Source organism: Leptospira terpstrae serovar Hualin str. LT 11-33 = ATCC 700639 (assembly GCF_000332495.1).
GTDB classification, from domain to species: domain Bacteria; phylum Spirochaetota; class Leptospiria; order Leptospirales; family Leptospiraceae; genus Leptospira_A; species Leptospira_A terpstrae.
In genome coordinates, this window is record NZ_AOGW02000010.1 from 276,380 (window position 1) to 294,926 (window position 18,547).

Below are 18,547 nucleotides of genomic sequence, written 5' to 3' on the forward strand. Positions count from 1 at the left end.
TTCAATGTTTGAAATACAGACCTGTTTTGTTTGGGATCAAATATAACATGATTAGTTTTCATCTATTTCTCACTTTAAAAACGAATCTACTGATAAGATTTGTTTGTCTACTGAAGTTAGAGCTAAATAGTAACAAACCATATATACCATTTGGATTCCTACAATTTCCCATTTTTCTAACAAACACATTCCAAAAATAAGAGAACACATGAGTAGTCCCGCAAGTAACAAACTCCATTTTGTATTCCAACCAATGAGGATTAAAACACCTAATAGGAGTTCCAGTGGTGGGATCATAAATCCCATAAATGTAACGAGAATGGAAGGAATGGGAGTTGTAGAAAATAATCCCTGAATCCATTCCCTAAAGACTCCATAGTGACTTCCCATTCTTACGATGCCATGCCCAAGAAGGTTGGCTCCAATTGCGATTCTTAACACTAGACTTGCTAATGCGATTCCGTTTGTTTCTATTGCATTCATTTCGTCGGTCTCTTATTCTTGGAAAATCTGTAAACAAAAAATATCCAATAGGATCTATAGTTGACAGATTGAATACTAATCGTATACAATGATTGGATGAATGTATCGATTCGAGACCTGGAAGACTTAAAAACCTTCGTTTTTGTGGTTCAAGAGCGCAGTTTTACGCAAGCCGCAACCAAAATGGGAGTGACGAAGGCAGCGATTGCCAAACGGATTTTAGGATTGGAAAAGACTTGGAAGACCCAACTTTTTTATCGCAATACAAGAAAGGTCGTTCCCACAAGAGAGGCGGAGTTGATTTTTCAAAAGGTAAGCTCCATTCTAGAAAGTGTAAAGGAATTAGAAAATTCATTGGCCAACAAAGACGAGTTAGAGGGAACCCTTCGGGTAACTTGTGTAAGCTCTATGGCTAACAATTTTGTTTCCGAACTGATTGTAAACTTTCAAGAACAAAACCCTAAAATAAAAATACAACTAATCGTTACCGACAGTCTCCTCGATCTTATGGAAGAATCAATAGATATTGGAATTCGTGTCGGACTGGAAATTCCAGTAAACCTTGTTGGTACTTATCTATTTAAAAATCGAATCCTAGCGGTTGTGAGTCCAGACTACCTGAATACGAACCTAGCAATACAGTCACCAAAGGATTTGGAAACACATAATCTTTTGTATTTAGATTTACATAAAGATTTACGATTTTTTGGTACAGAACTTTCGTTAGCTAGTGTGACAAAGAATAGAAATTTTCTATCCAATGATGCGGGTAGTTTGGTGCAAATGGGATTAAGGGGGAAAGGTGTTCTTTTCCGATCTTTCTGGGATATTGAAGATTATGTAAAATCTGGTAAACTCATTCCAATTTTACAGGATTTTTCTTTAGATACTTTTGGAAGTGTTTGGGTTGTACATCCTATGAACCGCACACCGTCCCGTAGAGTGATGGTGTTTCGAAATTTTTTAGAATCGGAATGTAGGCGCAGGTTCAATCAATAAAGGGATTTTTAACAGACTGGAATCTTTCGATGATTTCATTCTTTCTGATTTCAAAGGTATCCGGTGGATCTAGTTTGTTCCATGATTCATAGAGTTTTCGTCTTCCTTCTGGAATCACAATTCCATACTTCCATTCCATATAAAAATATGTTCGGGCAATGTCCCCACGTATGTTTGGTTTGGGTTCTGCCGTTTGTTCTTTGAAATTAACTTCAAAATCACATAATCCGTAATTTCTCTCTTCTCCTTCAATTTCACCATAAGAGAAAATACCACGGTCTGCATTGATCTCTCCAGGAACTGGAACGATATTGTGTAAATCAGCTTCTATTTGGTTGAATTCAGGATCAGTGGCTTGGCAACATTTACGTCCGCGCACGTGTTTTCCATTTAGCTCGCAGTCTTTTTTGGTCCAACATTCTCTGTCTTTTCCAAAACTGTGAGCAGGAACAATATGTTCCCATTCAATCCATGTTTGACGGTGATTGTCTTTTCTGCTTGCGAGCCCGCAAGATTCAAAATCGATTTTGAGTCGACCGGGGACTTCTATGTCATCAGAAAATCTGCAACCGCAGTAAAAATCAGTTCCTACTTTTTTATAAAATCGTTTTAAGATTCGTTTTGCTTTTTGAAAGTCAATGGTTCGATTGTGTTTCTCTCTGACTGATTCGGTTTCTTCCGATTGAGAATATAGAAAAATACTCACCAAACAAAATAGGAAAATGAAAATGCTGAAATATTTAATCTGTTTCAAGGTAAAACAACTGTCGCAAAGTCTAGTGTCAAATTGTTGGAATCAATCAACTGTCCTTGCGAAGAAAAGCTCATTGGCAGATTTTTAAATTTAGCTTGGATTTTGTAAAATACAAAATTTACCATTGATCCCTTAGTCTACGCAAAGTCAAAAATACAGAACGTTCATCACTAAAACTTTCCTTTAATTCCGTTAGTCGGTCTTTAACTGAATCTGTATTTCTTCTAAAAAAGGGATTTAATTTCTTTTCTGCACCAATTTCCGATACCTGGAAGGGTTTTAAAGAAGTTTTGTAGGAATTGCGAAATTCATTTTCTGGATCTATATGGCAAGAAAACTTTAGATTGTTATCCCAATAGTCATGGCCTGGATACAACAAACAAGTGTCAGGTAGTGTTTCAAAGCGAGATTGTATGGTGTCATATAATGCATTCGGATCTCCCCCGCGAAAACAATTACCCACACCTGCGTTGAATAAAGTGTCGCCAGAGAAAATTCCAAGAATTGTATTCGGATTTTTTCGAACAAAGCTTAGATGAGAAAATGTATGCCCTGGAGTGTCCCAAACCACAAGTGATTCTTCTTCGGCTGAAAAGACGATATCCCCTTCCTTTAGAATTTGATCCAGTCCAGGAATTTTATCTTTGGCATTGGTATGCCCGTAGATGATAGCTTTTGTTTCTTCCTTTAGTTCTAAATTCCCTTGGGTATGGTCACCATGTTCATGGGTATTCAGAATTCCTTTGATTTTAACACCGAACTGTTTCGTATAGGTTAAGATGGATTTGGCATCGAAGGGATCAATGACATAGGCTTCGCCTGTTCGATTTGAATAAACAATATAACTAAAGTTGCGAAGTGGTGAATGAGTGAAAATGGGAAGGATTTCTATCATTTGATTTTATCCTTCCCGATCTATATTTTTAATAGAGGATCCGAGTTCGGATGGAATGTTTGTGAGCTTTGATTTTATCTTTTAATTCATTGCCCAAGTTTTTATCAATTTCCATACTCAAATAACCAATATTAGATGAAGTACTTAAGTTTTGTGTTAGAATATTCCCACCCATATCAGAGATGATCGAGTTGATATCTCTCAAAAACCCTGGTTGGTTTTGGTGGATATTTAGAATCCTGTGGTAACCCGACTTCAAACTTCCTAGTTCTATGTTTGGAAAATTTACAGAAAATGTAGTGGATCCGTTATTAACGTATTTTAAAAGTTTTTCTGCGACTTCTGATCCAATATTTTTTTGTGCTTCTTCTGTTGACCCACCCACATGCGGGGTAAGGATTACATTCGGTAGACCTTGGAGTGGGCTAACGAAAGGATCATCATTGGACTTTGGTTCCTCTGGAAATACATCCACACCAGCACCGGCAAGTTTTCCTGACTTTAAACCTTCTACTAGTGCATCAATTTCTAAAACTTTTCCACGAGAAAGGTTCAATAAATAAGCTCCTTGTTTGACAAGGTTTAGGTGTTCTTTACGGAATAGATTTTTTGTTTCGTCTGTTTCCGGTACATGAAAGGTAATAAAGTCAGATTGTTTGAGAACTTCTTCATACGTATGTACAGAAGAAGCATTTCCTAGAGGAAGTTTGGAAATGATATCGTAAAAGATCACCTTCATTCCCATTGACTCAGCAAGAACAGAGACTTGGGAACCGATATGTCCGTAACCAATGATCCCTAAGGTTTTACCTCGGACTTCAAAACAGCCCTTTGCTATTTTATTCCATTTTCCAAGGTGGACATCGCGGGACTGGTCTGTTGCCTTTCTTGCAAGCATAATGATTTCAGCGATGACAAGTTCCGCCACAGACCTGGTATTGCTGTAAGGAGCGTTGAAGACTGGAATGGCACGTTTTTCTGCTTCTTCTAATTCCACTTGGTTGGTTCCAATGCAGAAACAACCCACAGTCATTAATTTTTTCGCATTCTGAAGGGCTTTCATTGTAACATTTGTTTTGCTACGAATGCCCAAAACATGTACATCGGAGATTTTCTCGATGAGTTCGGCTTCTTCCATCGCATCTTTGACGAGGGTAACGTCAAAACCGTCTCGGTGGAAAAGTTCGTATGCATCCTTGTGGATGTTTTCCAGAAGTAGGACTTTTATTTTTCCTTTGGGATAAGATACCATAGGAACAGGATTTTTTCCTTTGCTAAACCTTGCACCTCGAAAAAGGTTGAGCTTACCATGGAAAGAATCTTGTCCTTAACCCGAATTTCCTTCATTTTCCTCACTTTTCTGGTTTTTGTTTCCTGCTCTGGGACCAAGGCCTATGTAGTCACACCGGAACCAACTTTGGAGCAACAAACAGCCATTTCAAATGAGCTTTGTTTGCGAAAAGCTTTACTGGTTTTCGGAAAACGTCCTTGTGTGTATTTTAAGGCGGAAAGGGACAATACCACAGGTTCCGTTCAATATTTTTTCCTCTATGAAATTGGAACATTTGACGTAGACCTTCCTATCGGTGTCTCCTTAAAGTTAGGTGAGACTTGGTACAACTTAAAACGAACCAATACAGATTATTCTGATACAATTGTGATTAGTTCTGCGATTTCTCCAGAGATCATTCCAAAAGTAGGAGAGAGCCAAACCATTGGGATTAGTTATACAAACCGAAAGGAAACCTTTAACTACTACTTGAGTTCGGGCCAAACCGCATCCTTCCAATCGAATCTTTCCAAATTGATTCGCACCATCGAATCAGAGCCAAAACTAAATATAGGCAAAAAGTAAAAAATTTCTTATCTCTCAAGAATAGAGAAAAGCCTCTTTGGATTCAATCCTTAGAGGCTTTTTTTATACTTCCAACGAATCACTAAAATGATTTTGGCATCCGTCGTTTTGATTTTAGATCAGTGATTTTTCTATTCTGGTCTCATGAGAGGAAACAAAATGGTATCGCGAATGGAATGAGAGTCAGTGAGTAACATCACAAGCCGATCGATTCCAATGCCAAGCCCACCTGTAGGGGGAAGACCATATTCCAAAGCTCGGATATAATCATCGTCCATCATAAAGGCTTCATCATCCCCGGCTTCTCTTTGTTTTACTTGTTCTTCAAATCTTTCTCTTTGGTCAAATGGATCGTTGAGCTCAGTGAATGCATTTCCAATCTCACGTCCTGCCACATAAGGTTCAAATCGTTCTACATATTTTGGGTCATCTTCTCTGGACTTGGCAAGGGGAGAGAGTTCTTTTGGAAAATCAGTGATAAAGATTGGTTGGATGAGATGGGGTTCCACAAGCGAACTAAAAACATCATCACAAACTTTCCAAATCGAAACGGAATCAGAAGAGTCCACACCTTTGGCTTTTGCCTGTGCGATGGCATCTTTTACATCAGTGATTTGGCTAAAATCAATTCCAGAATAATCTTTTATGATATCAATGTATTTCACTCGTTTCCATGGAGGTGTAAGGTCGATTTGATCTTTTCCATAGGCAAATTTTAATCCTTTGCCAATGGACTCAGCAACAGAGACAACCATCCTCTCAGTGAGTGATAACATCGCTTCCATATCACCAAACGCCATATAGGCTTCCATCATTGTAAATTCCGGATTGTGTTTGGTGGAAATTCCTTCGTTTCGAAAGTTTCTGTTTAGCTCAAAAACTCGGTCAAGGCCACCTACAATCAGTCGTTTTAAGTAAAGTTCAGGAGCAATGCGAAGGAAAAGTTCCATATCCAAAGTATTGTGATGAGTGACAAAAGGACGTGCCGCTGCACCACCTGCAATGGGTTGCATCATCGGAGTTTCTACTTCTAAAAATCCTTCGTTGGTTAAAAATTTTCGAATTTCAGAAATGATGCGAGAACGCATTTTAAAGGTTTCTCTTACGTTTTCATTGACAACAAGGTCTACATAACGCATCCGGTACCGTTGTTCTACATCCGAAAAAGCATCATACACTACACCGTCTTTTTCTTTGACAACAGGAAGAGGGCGGATACACTTCGCAAGGAGTTGAACGCTTGTTAAGTGAAGTGTGGTTTCGCCTTTTTGGGTTTGAAAGAGCCATCCTTCAATACCAATCCAATCTCCCAAATCTAAAGATTTAAATAGAGAATAGTTTTCTTCGCCTAAATCATCTCTTGTGGCATAGAGTTGGATAAGACCTTCTGCGTCTCTTAGGTGAGCAAAACTTGCTTTTCCCATCACTCGTTTCCCTTGCAAACGGCCACCGAGTTTGAAGGATTTTTTCTCTGTTTGGCTAGGATCAAAACCTGCAATCAGTGATTTAGAATTTGCATTGGGAAAAAAACGAAGTGGGTAGGGGTTGATTCCTTTTGCTTTTAAATCGTTAATTTTTTGAATGCGTTGCTCTATCAGTTCGTTGGAATCTTTAATTTCATCCATTTATAGGACACCTCTAATATAAGAATACAGATAACGTACAAATTCGCCGGTGATTTCCCGAACCCCATCATCTGACAAAAACCAGTTGGAACCAGAGATGTCAGATGGAAATCCATAAGCTGTCACCTTGATGGGTAAACTGGCCAAGGTTTTGCGATAAGTTCCTAAAACACGTTTGGTTTCATATTCCCGACAAAGAAGTAAAATACTTCCTAAATTATCGGAAACAGCTATTTTTAATAGGTTTTTGGATGCCTCGTCTGTGTCACCCATTTTGGTCCCTATGATTACTAAAGAAGATACAAGTCCCGGTCCCATTCCTAAGGAACTTAAAACTTCCTTGATTTTTGTTTCTTTTTCTTGCGGTGAATAGAGAAGATTTTGAGACTTATCTTCCCGTATAACAAGGATCAGTTTTTTAAAATCAGAGCGCTGTGATAAATTAGCCACAGCTTTTAATAACTTTTTCGTTGGCAAAGTGTTTGAGACTTCTAACACTGCCAGGTCTGATTTCTGGTAAGTTTCAGAGGATTTTAACCAATAAGGAGCAGATAGGATGAGACCAATCAGAATCAATAAAGGAGAAAGGAAGCCAATCAATAGGAGTTTGAGTCGGAACGTAAGATCGGATACTTGCATACTTGACCCCTACAACCTACCTAATGGTGAGTGCAAGTGACAAGAGAAAATTCATCTCCTTGACGAAAGAACCCGTTTTCCTAACCTGACCTACATATACACCCGCTCGGATGGTGGAATTGGTAGACACGCTACTTTGAGGTGGTAGTGCCGCAAGGTGTGGGGGTTCGAGTCCCCCTTCGAGCAAAATCTAACTTATCAGAACCAAATCAATTTAAATACTTTTGAAAGAATCCAACGGCTCTTGCCTCTGCTTCTTTCGGATCAAAATTCCAAAGGCGTTCATGTCTTTTGCATTCTGGTGACCAAAGAGATTTGGGTTCTCCGGCTTTCGCAAACAAATCGAGTGCATGGTGGTAATCCACATAATCGTCCATTTTACAATGGAAAAGAGCAATGGGCCTTGGACTAATGGAGGCAATTTTATCAATGGGCCTAACGGAATCAATGTCCATCTCTCCGCGTAAGTTCAGGGCAAGTTTTACTACTGGTATCAGTGGGTAATAGGGAATTCCAAAATCACGTTTGGCAGACTCAACAAGAACATCAATGGCACTTCTATAACCGCTACTAAAAAGACCGGCTTGGATTTCTGGATGGTCAGCCATGGCGATGATACTGGTTGCAGAACCCATAGAAAATCCAAAGATACCAATTTTCTCGAAACCTTTTGCCTTTAAATAGGATATAGCAGCTGTTACATCTTTTTGTTCGTGATATCCCATGGAGGCAAAACCACCATGATTTCTGCGTAAACTAAGGAGAAGTAAGTTGTATCCAGCTTTGTTTAGGCTTTTTGCAAACCGAATTCCTTCATTCCTTTGACCGCCATGTCCATGCACCAGGATGATCGTACCTTTCGATTGTTTTGCGGGTATCCAGTAACTAACAAGGTTAAGTTTGTCCTCAGTTGTAATAGTTACTTCTTCAAATGTTAGTCCTACTTCGGATGGGCCATTACAATATACGTGGTGGTCCAAGTTACAATTGACTTTTGGATAAAGAACCAAACTTGAAAAATAATAAGCAGCTATTACGAGAAAGATGATAATGATAATCATTCCAGAAATTGTGTATTTTTTGATTTGTTTCATGAGCCAACAAAAGACGAGAAATTTTGAAATTCTGCAAGTAAAAAACAGAGACTTTTGGTTTTTAGGAGATATGGAAGCTGCATTAGGTGTTTTCTTTATCTGTTGTATGAGTGTCTTAAGTCCACTCTCTGGTGTGAGTGATGGAGAATTAAGAGGTTGTCCGCCGTCGCCTAACTGTGTTTCGAGTCAAAGTATGCAATATAACATTGTTCATAAAGTGGATCCGATTGTTTATGCCACTTCTCGTCAGGTTGCATACGAAAGGATTGCCAAATACTTCCATGAATCGGAAAATATCTGGATCAGTGAAGAAAAAGAGAATGAATACATCCGTGTGATTTTTTTCACAAAAGTATTTCGATTTCCTGATCGCGTAGAGATTTATTTTCCCCCTGATAAACAGGAAGCACAAGTTCGTTCTCAATCAATTCTCGGTTTGTGGGATATTTTTGCAAACCGAAGGCGTGTGAATCAGTTTAGAGAATTACTCGCAAAAGAATAAACTCATAATAAATCGTTGTGAGAAAGAAAATAAATTCCTCCAACGATCCTCTCAATCTTTGGACCAAATAGCCAATCCCCAAGAACGGTGATCCCAGTTTCTTTGCAAAGATGTTTCCACTCTTCAAAGGCTTCGGAGTCAAGATCTAATGGGCCCTCCCTACCAAGTAGTGGCATTTGTGCTTGGGCATACTTCCATCGATGGTTCCAGATTAAGTTAGGTTCTGGGGCATTGAATATTTCTTTTAAACTCTGGATTAAGTAACCTTTATCGTTTGGGTTTGGATTTTTTTTTTCATCCATCCAATTATCAAAATGCGTTTCTGAAAACAAGGCACCAAATTGGACAAGTAGGGCAGAACCAGAATGAAATTCCCTAGGATACTTTAGACTTTCCCAACTTTGGTATTCCCAATCGGTTCCAGGCTCCAAATTTGTTGTGATTGGAATTTTTGCCTCAGGGTCTAAATAAAGTGCCTTCCAATCAGGTTTCCATTGGTCCCAGTAAAAATAACTAACAAGAGTTTTTCGGTAATCATTGTAGTTTTCTAAAAATTCGCTCCAGAGTTTGAGGTAATGATTTTCTGTTGATCGTTGGAATATTTCCAAAATTTGAGGGATTGGAAGAGTTAGAATAACCGAATGAGTACAAATTGTATCTGTTTGTTTGGTGGCAGAGTTGTGAAATTCCAAATTCCAAGTATTTCCATCTGTTCTTTCCATTCTTTTTAAAGTATGGCTTTGGATTGGTTTTACATTTCCTAACATGGCGGATACTAAATTTGCCATACCTAAAGGCGGATAAAAATGGGATTCGCTGTAGATTGGTTTTGTCTGCAAAGAGACTGACTGAGATTTCCATATTTCTACGATGGAATATTTGATTTCCCTGCCGAGCCAACGCACTTCCATCGGATCACGAAACATTGTGGCACCAAAGTCAAAGGTGGCTTGGTTTGTTCCTTGTTTACTAGAAACTCTGCCGCCGTAAGATCTTCCTTTATCATAGACAACCACATTTGGAGTCAGCATAGCAATGGCTGCACCAGAAATACCGGCACCAATGACCACAGGGACTTGGTAACAAAAAATTGGATCCATAATTTGCATCGCTTTACCGAAGCGAATTCAAATTATAATTGTTTGATGAGAGCTTTCAAATCATTAATGAGGGAAAAAGGAACTGGTTTGATTTCTTCGGCAAGTTGGATGGTATCTTGGATGGTGCGCGTGAGCACTTGTTTTTCGGCAGTATAAGCCGCTTGTGGTAATTTGGACTTGTTTTTCTTAAAAATGGTAACTTTGTTATCAATGATTTCGATCATTTGGTTCAAATACTGAATCTTTTGGTCCATAAACAAAAGGTGTAACATAGCGGGAAAAAATGAGAAACCAATTTTTCAGTAAAGGAAAGAAATTCAGCGTAGGGGATCCAATGACAGATGCCTTATGGGATTCCTTCCTTCCCCAAAATTTCCAAACACTTTCTCCTTTTCAATGGACTCCTATTTCTGTCATCGAAAGAACTTGGAACTTTCTTTCTCATGATGGAGTGACATCACTTGTAGATTTAGGTTCAGGTGTGGGCAAGTTTTGTATTTATCTTTCTCTTCTTTCCCATCATTCGATTGATATTTTAGGTTTGGAAGATAGAGAAGAGTTAGTAAATGTTTCTGAATCTTTGAAAGAACATTGGGAGGTAACTAAGGTGCAGTTTAGAAAAGTGAATTTTTTAAACCAATTTCCGAAAGGACACTCACATTATTATTGTTTTAATCCTTTGTATGAAACTATGAAGGGAAGTCATTCTATCGATTCAAATAAAATAAAATCAGCAAGCCAATTTCTAAAAGATTTACAAATCCTAAAACAAAATCTATTATTAATGAAACCAAAATCAAAACTAATCACCTTTCATGGATTCGGTGGAAATTTTTTGCCAGGGTTTCGGATCATATTAAAAGAGGAAATTTCTGGTGGTGAGTATTTGATTTGGGAAAGGGAATAACCCTTTTCCCAAATAAAGAATCAGATTACTGATTTTTTGAACCTAATTTGTTTCTACTTAGTTTTTCTTTCTTTGTAAGTGAGGTTTTGCTACCAAAAGGTAGAGAATTCCAGAAGATATGACAACAAGAGTAGTAAAAATCATTCCATAATTGATATACCAAGGTTCTTCGGGAGTTCTTGGCCAAACCATATTTGCTACTGCAGTAATTCCATAGAATAATGCAATGGAATTGATCCAAACACCTAGTTTTCCTAAAGTAAAAGATCCTTTTGGAATCCATCCGTGGTAACGTGCATACAAGGCAGCTAGGATTACCATTTGAAAAGCGATATAAATTCCCGCTGATGCAAAACTAATGATGGTTGTGACTGCATCTTGTAACCAATGTCCGATGCTTGCGATTCCTATAGGAATGAGACCAGTAATGATTAGTGCATTTACAGGAACTTTCCCTGACTTAGAAAGATGGTTTAAGTATTTGCTACCAAAGATCATTCCGTCGCGTGCAAAAGAAAATAAAAGGCGACTTGCTGCTGCTTGTAAACTCAGTAAACAAGATAAAAATGAAACCATTACAACGACGATGACCATGCGGTATCCTACGATACCCATCGCGGAAACTAGAGTTGTTGTGACAGGATCACTGTCTTCTCCTGAAATGGCTTTGTCTACATTGGGAAGTGCAAGTAATAGCGCCAAACATACAAAGGTAGCAGCTCCTCCTCCAATATAAACTGTCATACGCATGGATTTTGGTATCGCTGAACTTGCATTTGGTGTTTCTTCCGCTACATCCCCGCAGGCTTCAAATCCATAGTAACAAAACATAGCTGCCACTGAAGAGGCTAAAAATGCTGGGAAATAACTTGTCCCTTCTCCCAATGAAAAGGTATTCCACAAGATTGAGATAGAATTTACTTTTGCAAAGATAAGTAGATATCCTCCTACCACCACTGCACCGATGAGCTCACATAAAAATCCAAAAAAGGCAACTTGTGCTAGGAGTCTTGTTCCACTTAAATTGAGAATGGTAGAGATAAGGATCATAACGATGGCTATCCAAATGAAACCGGTGTTTCCAAATTCGACACCAAAGAGTTGGCTAAGAAAAGGAGCACCTCCCACAGCAACGGCTGCGACCGTAGTAAAAAGTGCCCAAGCATAAACCCAAGCTGACATCCAAGCCCAACGTTCTCCTACCAAACGAAGAGCCCAGGGATAAATACCACCAGAGATGGGATATTGGGAGACGATTTCCCCAAATACCAAACAAACTAAAAATTGTCCAAAACCCACCAAGAGATAATTCCAAATCATGGGAGGACCACCGGCTTGGATGGCTAGGGCAAATACGGAATACACTCCTACCACTGGAGAGAGGTAAGTAAAACCAAGGGAAAAATTTTCCCAAAAACTCATACTGCGTTCAAATTCGGATTTGAGTCCGAGAGCTTCTAATTGTGCTGAATCCTGATCCATAGATTTTTGATTCATGAAACGTCCTTGTGTATTACTTTTTTCTTTTTTTAAATCCAGGATTGTTTTTAGAACTGGGCTTGTTTTCTACAAACGATTTTGTTTTTCCATTGACGAATCGATTTTGTGAACCTATGTTTTTTCTGTTACGGAAACTAGATATGAAACAAACAATAATATTAGCAATGTTGCTTTCACTTACGCTTAGCTGTGCCAGTTCAGAATCCCGAGAGGGAGGTTCCGAGGAACCAGGCATTATGGATAAAATCATAGAAAAGGCCAATTCTGAAGAAGGCCAAAAAGCAATCCAAATGGGAAAGGAAAAACTCCAAGACCCTGCGACTCAAGAAAAACTAAAAGGATTACTCTCCAAGGAGAAAAAGAAAAAAGAAATTCCTGGTGTTCCCGCACAGTAATTTCAAAAACTTTTTAATTCACCCTATCTTTTCTAGGTTTAGATAGATAGGGTTTCCTTTTTTTAGAACTTCAAAATCTTCCCAAATCTTCACTCCTTCCCGATTGTTTCCCAATTTCTTTTTGAATCCAATTTCGCACTGGAACAAAATCATTAGTTTCACAAAAGAATTGTAAGGGAAAAGTTTTTGTAGAATGATCATTCACGAGATAAAGTGTATTCTGTTTTAATAAAATTTCTTCCCATTCTACAAATGGATAAGCCTTTCCGTTCCAATACAAGGTATCACTTGAAATTTGAATTTCTTTCTTTTTGATTTGGTTCCACCAAACATAAGCTAATGGTATAAATCCCAGTCCAATAGAAATAACCAAAAAAATCAATTGGAATGTTGTGGGAGGAAATGTTTCCCAAGAGTCAATGGATAACTCAAATGCAGAACCTATAAAAAAATGAATCATTAATGTAAAAGCAAAACTCACACTTACTGCAATCAGAAGATAAAACTTAGGTTTATAATTGGATTTGAGTAAACTCTCCTTTCCTATTTTCTCGACAGAAAGTTGGGACCTTGGGCTAAACGTAATTTCTGAATCCCAGATTTCTTTTGGAATTTTTCTCTTATGGATGGGGAGGTCAAGGTCTGTGTAAGGGATTAAAATACCAGATTCCTCTTGGATGGATAATTTGATCAATTTTGCAATTCTTTCCCCGATCAAACGTAGTTCGGGATAGTTTGTCGATTCTGCAATGGAAAATTTTTCTTTCTCCTGATGAGCAAGGACAGTAAAAACCGTAATTGTTTTGGATCCATTTTTGGTCTTCACTGTATAACGATACTCTGAGTAAGTTAGAAATTGTAGAGAAGCCCAGGGAATAGACTGTAAGATTTTATTATTCTCCATAAACCGAATGGATTTTGTTATTGGATCCACCTCAGTCCATTTGGGTTTCTGCATCACCTTCAAGAAAATGTGAGGCATGAGAAAGAAAATAAATGCCATTCCCGCAATCACGATTAGAGTCACGGGATCTCCATCAAAAATATCCGAACTGTAAAAAGTAGGGATGAGAATACTTAGAACTAGTAAGTCAATTCCCAAAAGAATCCAATGGATGGTTCTATTGTTTTTTGAACGGTGGTCTCTAAATCGAAGGGTTGGTTCCATCTTCGCTCCTTTGTGGAAATTTCTGTTGTCCGTATGGACTCTAAATGAACTCTTGTCTCAAAATCAAAATATTTATATGAAAATGAAACCTATTCTAAAAATAACTTTATCTCTTTTATTTGTTCTTAACCTTTTCGGAGGTGCTGCGTATGCAGTGGAACCTGAGCCAAAGGCAAATCCCGAAGATAGTTTGCAGACAAATCCAACGGGGGACAGTACAAGTTCAGAAGAGAATCCCGAAGATCCGAAATGGAAGAAAGCAGAAATTCGTGTGATCGGAGATAAAAAGGACTTAAAACGCATTCCTGGTTCTGCTACCATCATTACAAAGAAATTTTTAGAAGAAACTCGACCGACTGATAATATGGAAGTGCTTCGTCGTGTACCAGGAGCTAACATCCGTTATCAGGATCCAGCAGGTCTCACTATGAATTTAGGATTTCGAGGTGTGAGTGGAGAAGTATCGAGAAAAGTTCTTATTTTAGAAGATGGTCTTTTTACCTCTTTGAACCCCTATGGGGAACCGGAGATGTACTACACCCCTTCGATTGAACGAATGGAACGCATCGAGGTGGTCAAAGGTTCTGGTTCTATTCTTTTTGGTCCGTCTACGATTGGCGGAGTTGTGAATTTTATTACGAGACGCCCTCCGAAAGATCCCACTTTAAGTATCCAAACTGTTGGTGGAGAAAACGCATATTTTAGCCAGATGGTAAACTATGGAGGGACTTTTGGAAATACTGGATTTGATGTGAATGTCCTTCGGAAACAAGGAGATGGATTTCGCGCCAATCAAGGTTACTTTGTAAACGAAGCCAATGTAAAAACGATCCACCAATTAAATGATAACCATAATATTACGACAAAGGTAGGTTTCCACCAACAAGAATCCCAGGCTACTTATGTAGGACTTACCACAGGGATGTTTCAAAATAATCCCAAAGACAATCCAGCACAGAATGACAAAAGAACGATCGAACGATATAGTTTTTCGATCGGTCATGAATGGACTATTTCTGAAAAAACAAAACTCATCACAAGAGTGTATTCGGCATATACAGAACGAAACTGGGCAAGACAAAACTACTCACGAAATTCAAGAGGTAGTACAATTCCCACAGATGCCATTGCCACTTACGATGGGGAACCTTACACATCCAGAAATAGTGATACCATTTGGATGAGAGGGACAAATGCACATAGAGATAGAACTTATAAATTTGCTGGTATAGAAACAAAACTACAAACTGAAATAGAAACAGGTCCCATCAAACATGAAATCGATTTGGGAACTCGGTATCATATTGATATGGCAAAAGTACAACTTCTGAATGGTCCTACGACGCCAGACTTTGTAGTATATCCGAATGGAATTGGTACGACACCAGCTGTTCTTTTACAATCTCAGACAAGTTTAGCCAACAGTGGAGAATTAAGGGATGACGAAAGGCGTTCTGCAAAAGCAGTTTCTGTTTATTTGCAGGATAGAATTCGATTAACTGAAAAATTTTCAATTATCCCTGGAGTTCGTTATGAATCTTTTACACAGACAAGGTCCATCAACCGGGCAAGACGAGATTTTGATCCCGCCACCTTTGATTATTTTTCTGGAACCAATCCAACTATTCAATTAGATAAAACAGCATCTACAAGAAACCAAATTGTTCTGCCAGGTTTCGGAACTACTTTGGATTTTTCTAAAAATATGACTTGGTTTACTGGAGTTCATAGAGGTTTTTCACCTCCAAGATATGAATCTGCCATTTCTCCTACCGCTGAAGATCTAGTATTAAAGCCGGAACGATCTTGGAACTATGAAACAGGTGTTAGGGGTGATATAACGGAATATCTAAGTGGGCAATTGGTAGGATATTTATTAAACTTTGAAGACCAAATTATCAATAGTTCGGCTGCTGGTGGAAACTTCGGTTCAAGACCAGTGAATGCGGGACGGTCCATCCATAGAGGGGTAGAGTCGAATATGACATTTGACTTTGGTCAATTTTGGAAATTAAACTATTCTATTCCTTTCGATATTATCTATACCAGGACGGAAGCAAAATCAAACCAATACACTTATAACTTGGGAGCTTGGTCAAGAGGGGATTCGAATCCACTTGCTCATATAGACACCAATGGAAACAGGTTGCCCTATGTATCAAGAGATATCCTCACTCTTTCCTTGGGAATTTCCAGCAGAAGTACTGGATTTTATGCTAGGATTGAGTGGCAGTATTTCTCGAAACAATATCATGATTTAGAAAATTCTAAAACGGTTAGCTGGTATGATACAGCAGGAACTACAGCTGATTACAGAACCATTCTTAGTTATGCAGGGATTAAATCTGATGTATCGGGACTGGATGGAGAAATTCCCGCATATGAACTTTTGAATGCAAATATCGGCTATAAAAAAGACAATTGGTCGGTGTTTCTTTCTGGTAAAAACTTACAAGATCGAAAGTATATATCTTCTAGATTGCCTGAAGGAATCCAGCCAGGTCCATTTCGTCAAATCAACTTTGGAGTCACCTTACAATTGTAAATTGGCTTCAGCAGGAAGAGCAGGGGACGGTTTCATAAATAAATAACCTTGAGAGTATTCAATTCCCAAGGTTTCAATCATATCTTGAATGGCTGGGCGATCGACAAACTCAGCCACTACTTTGGCACCAATTCCACGTGCAAGTTCTACAATCCCTTGTACAAGTAGGTAAGCAGTTTTATTTTCTGGTAGGTTTTTGATGAACTGGCCATCAATTTTCAAATAATCAGGATTAAATTCTAATAACCTAGCTAAGTTAGAGTATTGGACGCCAAAATCATCGATAGCAATTTCACATCCAATCGTTTTTAAGTCACGAATAGTGGATAAACTATTTTTGTTTTCAGAAAAACTAATATCTTCTAAAATTTCAAATGTAACTCGGCTAGGTTCTATTTTGTAATGCGATAACCTTGCTTCTACCCATTTGCTGAAACTTTTATATTCTAATTCTGCTTCGGTTAGGTTGATGGAAAAATCAAAAGATTTATCTGAAAAATAATTCATGGATTCATCAATCATTTGCAAACCAATCATTCTGATACTTCCCGTTACTTTCGCAAGTTTCAAAAAGACATCTGGAGTAAGGATGGCATCTCTATCTTTGATTCGTGCTAAACATTCAAACTTTCTAATTTGTTTTGTTTGGTTGTCTAAAATTCCTTGAAAGTAGGGAACTATTTGTTTGTTGGTTATGGCTGTTTGAATTTTTTGACTAAGTTGGAAATTCTGAAGATGGTGGTCTGTAGAAAGATCATCTATATAGGAAACAAAATCGGATGATCCAATTGCTTCTGCCTGGAAGAGAGCAAGTTTTGCTTTATAATAACAATCTTCTTGACCAGAGGCAGAGGAATACCGACAATCCAAATGGAATCCGACTCCATCTAAAATAAGGTCATCTGATTTTAAGATCATTCGAAAACTTCTTATTTTTTCAACTAATTCCTGTTCGGAGAGGTTGGAAAGGACTGCAATTTCATCGGAATATATATGAAATACTTTTTCCTCGTTTTGTAAGTGAACAGAAAGTAATTGTAATAGTTTTTTAAATAATTTTCTATAAACTTCGATTCCATAGGTTTTAATGATGATGGGAAAACTCACGATCTTAATCAGCAAAATGGATTGGTTTGTTTTTGGATTACCCTCGCCTTTTAGTTGTTTCACTAAGGATTCAAAATTAGGGTATTTGGAATCTCTATGAAAGTAGAGATTGTCAGCCAGTTCCTTGTTTTTTTCCTCTAAGGATTTTTCTTGGAAATAGGCATCAATGGCTTGTTTGATGGTTAGTTCCAAATCATGTGCGTCCCAAGGTTTGGAAAGATAACGATACAAACAACCATGATTGAGTGCATTCCCTATGGCTTGTGCAGGCGCTTGCCCAGTTAACATGATTTTTTTTGTACGAGGGTGGGTTTCCTGCATTTCGATGAGGAATTCATCTCCTTTTTGACCCGGCATCACATGGTCACAGATCACAACAGCCAAGTCTCCAGAGGAAGCGGCAATTTCTTTCATGATTTCTTTCGCTGTTTCCGCACTTTCTGCAGTTTCGATGGTAAAACTAGAACCAAAGACTTTTTTTAATTGTTCCTTAAGATTCCATAAAATGAAGAATTCATCATCGATGCATAAGATATAGGGTTTTTCGTTCAAAGGGATACCTGGAGAGCGATTCAAATAAATTGTCATCTTTCAGAATATGCAAGAAATATTTGATGTTGACATTTTCTTTCGATTGTGTCTAATCGACCCGGCTCCCAGGACATTGGGACATGCATTGTGTTTTACGAGGACAGGAATGGTTTCTAACAAAATATATGTGGGAAATTTGAAATTTTCCCTTAAGGAAGAAAATATACGCCAGATTTTCTCCGTTTACGGAGTAATTCAAGATCTGAAAATGATTCATGACCGGGAAACTGGAAATTTTAGAGGGTTTGCTTTCATTACCTATGCTAATCCAGAAGAGGCAGAAGAGGCAGTCACCCAGATGAATGGACAACCTGTCGATGGCCGGAATCTAAAGGTTACCTTTGCCGAGGATAAAAGAAAAGAGAAACAGAACTAAAATTCACTTTTC

Annotated in this window: 19 protein-coding genes and 1 tRNA gene; 8 read left to right on the forward strand and 12 right to left on the reverse strand. The window is 38.2% G+C overall.

From position 1 onward, the window contains the following. Positions 1-69 precede the first annotated feature (69 nt). A complete protein-coding gene (locus LEP1GSC203_RS09760; RefSeq protein WP_002973831.1) occupies positions 70-483 on the reverse strand; it encodes a MauE/DoxX family redox-associated membrane protein in 414 nt (137 codons plus the stop codon). A gap of 96 nt (positions 484-579) precedes the next feature. Here LEP1GSC203_RS09760 and LEP1GSC203_RS09765 point away from each other — a divergent pair, with 96 nt between their 5' ends. Then, positions 580-1,482, forward strand: coding sequence for a LysR family transcriptional regulator (locus LEP1GSC203_RS09765; RefSeq protein WP_002974386.1), 903 nt, complete (start codon positions 580-582; stop codon positions 1,480-1,482). Here the strand turns inward: LEP1GSC203_RS09765 and LEP1GSC203_RS09770 are convergent. From LEP1GSC203_RS09770 to serA, 3 genes are all read right to left on the reverse strand, one after another. After that, on the reverse strand, positions 1,472-2,236 hold the full coding sequence (locus LEP1GSC203_RS09770; RefSeq protein WP_002974211.1) for an endonuclease: 765 nt from the start codon (positions 2,234-2,236) through the stop codon (positions 1,472-1,474). The two genes, LEP1GSC203_RS09765 and LEP1GSC203_RS09770, sit on opposite strands and share 11 nt — an antisense overlap. Before the next feature lie 118 nt (positions 2,237-2,354). Further along, positions 2,355-3,131 carry a hydroxyacylglutathione hydrolase gene (locus tag LEP1GSC203_RS09775; protein ID WP_002973575.1) on the reverse strand — a complete coding sequence of 259 codons (777 nt, stop codon included), beginning with the start codon at positions 3,129-3,131 and terminating at the stop codon, positions 2,355-2,357. 28 nt (positions 3,132-3,159) lie between these two features. After that, entirely contained in the window at positions 3,160-4,383 is a 1,224-nt protein-coding gene (gene serA / locus LEP1GSC203_RS09780) for a phosphoglycerate dehydrogenase (protein ID WP_002973706.1), read from the reverse strand. Between the two features lie 57 nt (positions 4,384-4,440). Between serA and LEP1GSC203_RS09785 the strand changes: the two genes are divergently transcribed. Further along, entirely contained in the window at positions 4,441-4,986 is a 546-nt protein-coding gene (locus LEP1GSC203_RS09785) for a hypothetical protein (RefSeq protein WP_002973786.1), read from the forward strand. Between the two features lie 131 nt (positions 4,987-5,117). Here the strand turns inward: LEP1GSC203_RS09785 and lysS are convergent, their stop codons facing one another. Beyond that, a complete protein-coding gene (gene lysS / locus LEP1GSC203_RS09790) occupies positions 5,118-6,602 on the reverse strand; it encodes a lysine--tRNA ligase (RefSeq protein ID WP_198008575.1) in 1,485 nt (494 codons plus the stop codon). Positions 6,603-6,611: 9 nt separating this feature from the next. Then, complete coding sequence (locus LEP1GSC203_RS09795; RefSeq protein ID WP_002974036.1) at positions 6,612-7,250, reverse strand: hypothetical protein; 639 nt, start codon at positions 7,248-7,250, stop codon at positions 6,612-6,614. A gap of 104 nt (positions 7,251-7,354) precedes the next feature. Here LEP1GSC203_RS09795 and LEP1GSC203_RS09800 point away from each other — a divergent pair. Next, positions 7,355-7,436: transfer RNA gene (locus LEP1GSC203_RS09800), tRNA-Leu, on the forward strand. Positions 7,437-7,459: 23 nt separating this feature from the next. On the opposite strand, the gene LEP1GSC203_RS09805 is transcribed toward LEP1GSC203_RS09800, so the two are convergent. Next, positions 7,460-8,344 (reverse strand): alpha/beta hydrolase, encoded by an 885-nt coding sequence (locus LEP1GSC203_RS09805; protein WP_002974135.1) that lies wholly within the window; start codon positions 8,342-8,344, stop codon positions 7,460-7,462. Positions 8,345-8,414: 70 nt separating this feature from the next. On the opposite strand from LEP1GSC203_RS09805, the gene LEP1GSC203_RS09810 reads away from it, so the two are divergent. Then, on the forward strand, positions 8,415-8,846 hold the full coding sequence (locus tag LEP1GSC203_RS09810) for a DUF1499 domain-containing protein (RefSeq protein ID WP_039937880.1): 432 nt from the start codon (positions 8,415-8,417) through the stop codon (positions 8,844-8,846). Positions 8,847-8,848: 2 nt separating this feature from the next. Here LEP1GSC203_RS09810 and LEP1GSC203_RS09815 read toward each other — a convergent pair whose 3' ends face one another. Both LEP1GSC203_RS09815 and LEP1GSC203_RS09820 read right to left on the reverse strand, forming a co-directional pair. After that, positions 8,849-9,946, reverse strand: coding sequence for an NAD(P)-binding protein (locus LEP1GSC203_RS09815; protein WP_039937704.1), 1,098 nt, complete (start codon positions 9,944-9,946; stop codon positions 8,849-8,851). Positions 9,947-9,978: 32 nt separating this feature from the next. Beyond that, positions 9,979-10,218, reverse strand: a complete 240-nt coding sequence (locus tag LEP1GSC203_RS09820) for a hypothetical protein (RefSeq protein ID WP_002974331.1) — start codon at positions 10,216-10,218, stop codon at positions 9,979-9,981. Between the two features lie 11 nt (positions 10,219-10,229). On the opposite strand from LEP1GSC203_RS09820, the gene LEP1GSC203_RS09825 reads away from it, so the two are divergent. Next, positions 10,230-10,853: a hypothetical protein gene (locus tag LEP1GSC203_RS09825; protein WP_002973654.1), complete on the forward strand. Its 624-nt coding sequence runs from the start codon at positions 10,230-10,232 to the stop codon at positions 10,851-10,853. Positions 10,854-10,910: 57 nt separating this feature from the next. Here the strand turns inward: LEP1GSC203_RS09825 and LEP1GSC203_RS09830 are convergent, their stop codons facing one another. Next, positions 10,911-12,350 (reverse strand): APC family permease, encoded by a 1,440-nt coding sequence (locus LEP1GSC203_RS09830; protein ID WP_002973656.1) that lies wholly within the window; start codon positions 12,348-12,350, stop codon positions 10,911-10,913. Positions 12,351-12,493: 143 nt separating this feature from the next. Here LEP1GSC203_RS09830 and LEP1GSC203_RS09835 point away from each other — a divergent pair, with 143 nt between their 5' ends. Next, positions 12,494-12,748 (forward strand): hypothetical protein, encoded by a 255-nt coding sequence (locus tag LEP1GSC203_RS09835; RefSeq protein WP_039937882.1) that lies wholly within the window; start codon positions 12,494-12,496, stop codon positions 12,746-12,748. A 70-nt stretch (positions 12,749-12,818) separates the two neighbouring features. Here LEP1GSC203_RS09835 and LEP1GSC203_RS09840 read toward each other — a convergent pair whose 3' ends face one another. Then, on the reverse strand, positions 12,819-13,916 hold the full coding sequence (locus LEP1GSC203_RS09840; protein ID WP_002974166.1) for a hypothetical protein: 1,098 nt from the start codon (positions 13,914-13,916) through the stop codon (positions 12,819-12,821). Positions 13,917-13,992: 76 nt separating this feature from the next. On the opposite strand from LEP1GSC203_RS09840, the gene LEP1GSC203_RS09845 reads away from it, so the two are divergent. Next, positions 13,993-16,461: a TonB-dependent receptor family protein gene (locus LEP1GSC203_RS09845; RefSeq protein ID WP_039937886.1), complete on the forward strand. Its 2,469-nt coding sequence runs from the start codon at positions 13,993-13,995 to the stop codon at positions 16,459-16,461. Here the strand turns inward: LEP1GSC203_RS09845 and LEP1GSC203_RS09850 are convergent. Then, positions 16,450-18,120, reverse strand: coding sequence for an EAL domain-containing response regulator (locus LEP1GSC203_RS09850; RefSeq protein ID WP_002973738.1), 1,671 nt, complete (start codon positions 18,118-18,120; stop codon positions 16,450-16,452). The two genes, LEP1GSC203_RS09845 and LEP1GSC203_RS09850, sit on opposite strands and share 12 nt — an antisense overlap. A 166-nt stretch (positions 18,121-18,286) precedes the next feature. Here LEP1GSC203_RS09850 and LEP1GSC203_RS09855 point away from each other — a divergent pair, with 166 nt between their 5' ends. Further along, positions 18,287-18,535 (forward strand): RNA recognition motif domain-containing protein, encoded by a 249-nt coding sequence (locus tag LEP1GSC203_RS09855; protein WP_232225862.1) that lies wholly within the window; start codon positions 18,287-18,289, stop codon positions 18,533-18,535. The last annotated feature ends 12 nt before the right edge of the window (positions 18,536-18,547 follow it).

Excerpts from the sequence above, each read along its gene's own strand:
- serA (WP_002973706.1), bottom strand. The coding sequence starts at position 4,383 with ATGGTATCTTATCCCAAAGGAAAAATAAAAGTCCTACTTCTGGAAAAC.
- LEP1GSC203_RS09820 (WP_002974331.1), bottom strand. The coding sequence starts at position 10,218 with ATGTTACACCTTTTGTTTATGGACCAAAAGATTCAGTATTTGAACCAA.
- LEP1GSC203_RS09840 (WP_002974166.1), bottom strand. The coding sequence starts at position 13,916 with ATGGAACCAACCCTTCGATTTAGAGACCACCGTTCAAAAAACAATAGA.
- LEP1GSC203_RS09845 (WP_039937886.1), top strand. The coding sequence starts at position 13,993 with ATGAAAATGAAACCTATTCTAAAAATAACTTTATCTCTTTTATTTGTT.
- LEP1GSC203_RS09835 (WP_039937882.1), top strand. The coding sequence starts at position 12,494 with ATGAAACAAACAATAATATTAGCAATGTTGCTTTCACTTACGCTTAGC.
- LEP1GSC203_RS09805 (WP_002974135.1), bottom strand. The coding sequence starts at position 8,344 with ATGAAACAAATCAAAAAATACACAATTTCTGGAATGATTATCATTATC.
- LEP1GSC203_RS09760 (WP_002973831.1), bottom strand. The coding sequence starts at position 483 with ATGAATGCAATAGAAACAAACGGAATCGCATTAGCAAGTCTAGTGTTA.
- LEP1GSC203_RS09775 (WP_002973575.1), bottom strand. The coding sequence starts at position 3,131 with ATGATAGAAATCCTTCCCATTTTCACTCATTCACCACTTCGCAACTTT.
- LEP1GSC203_RS09765 (WP_002974386.1), top strand. The coding sequence starts at position 580 with ATGAATGTATCGATTCGAGACCTGGAAGACTTAAAAACCTTCGTTTTT.
- LEP1GSC203_RS09795 (WP_002974036.1), bottom strand. The coding sequence starts at position 7,250 with ATGCAAGTATCCGATCTTACGTTCCGACTCAAACTCCTATTGATTGGC.
- LEP1GSC203_RS09810 (WP_039937880.1), top strand. The coding sequence starts at position 8,415 with ATGGAAGCTGCATTAGGTGTTTTCTTTATCTGTTGTATGAGTGTCTTA.
- LEP1GSC203_RS09785 (WP_002973786.1), top strand. The coding sequence starts at position 4,441 with ATGGAAAGAATCTTGTCCTTAACCCGAATTTCCTTCATTTTCCTCACT.
- LEP1GSC203_RS09825 (WP_002973654.1), top strand. The coding sequence starts at position 10,230 with ATGAGAAACCAATTTTTCAGTAAAGGAAAGAAATTCAGCGTAGGGGAT.
- LEP1GSC203_RS09830 (WP_002973656.1), bottom strand. The coding sequence starts at position 12,350 with ATGAATCAAAAATCTATGGATCAGGATTCAGCACAATTAGAAGCTCTC.
- LEP1GSC203_RS09815 (WP_039937704.1), bottom strand. The coding sequence starts at position 9,946 with ATGGATCCAATTTTTTGTTACCAAGTCCCTGTGGTCATTGGTGCCGGT.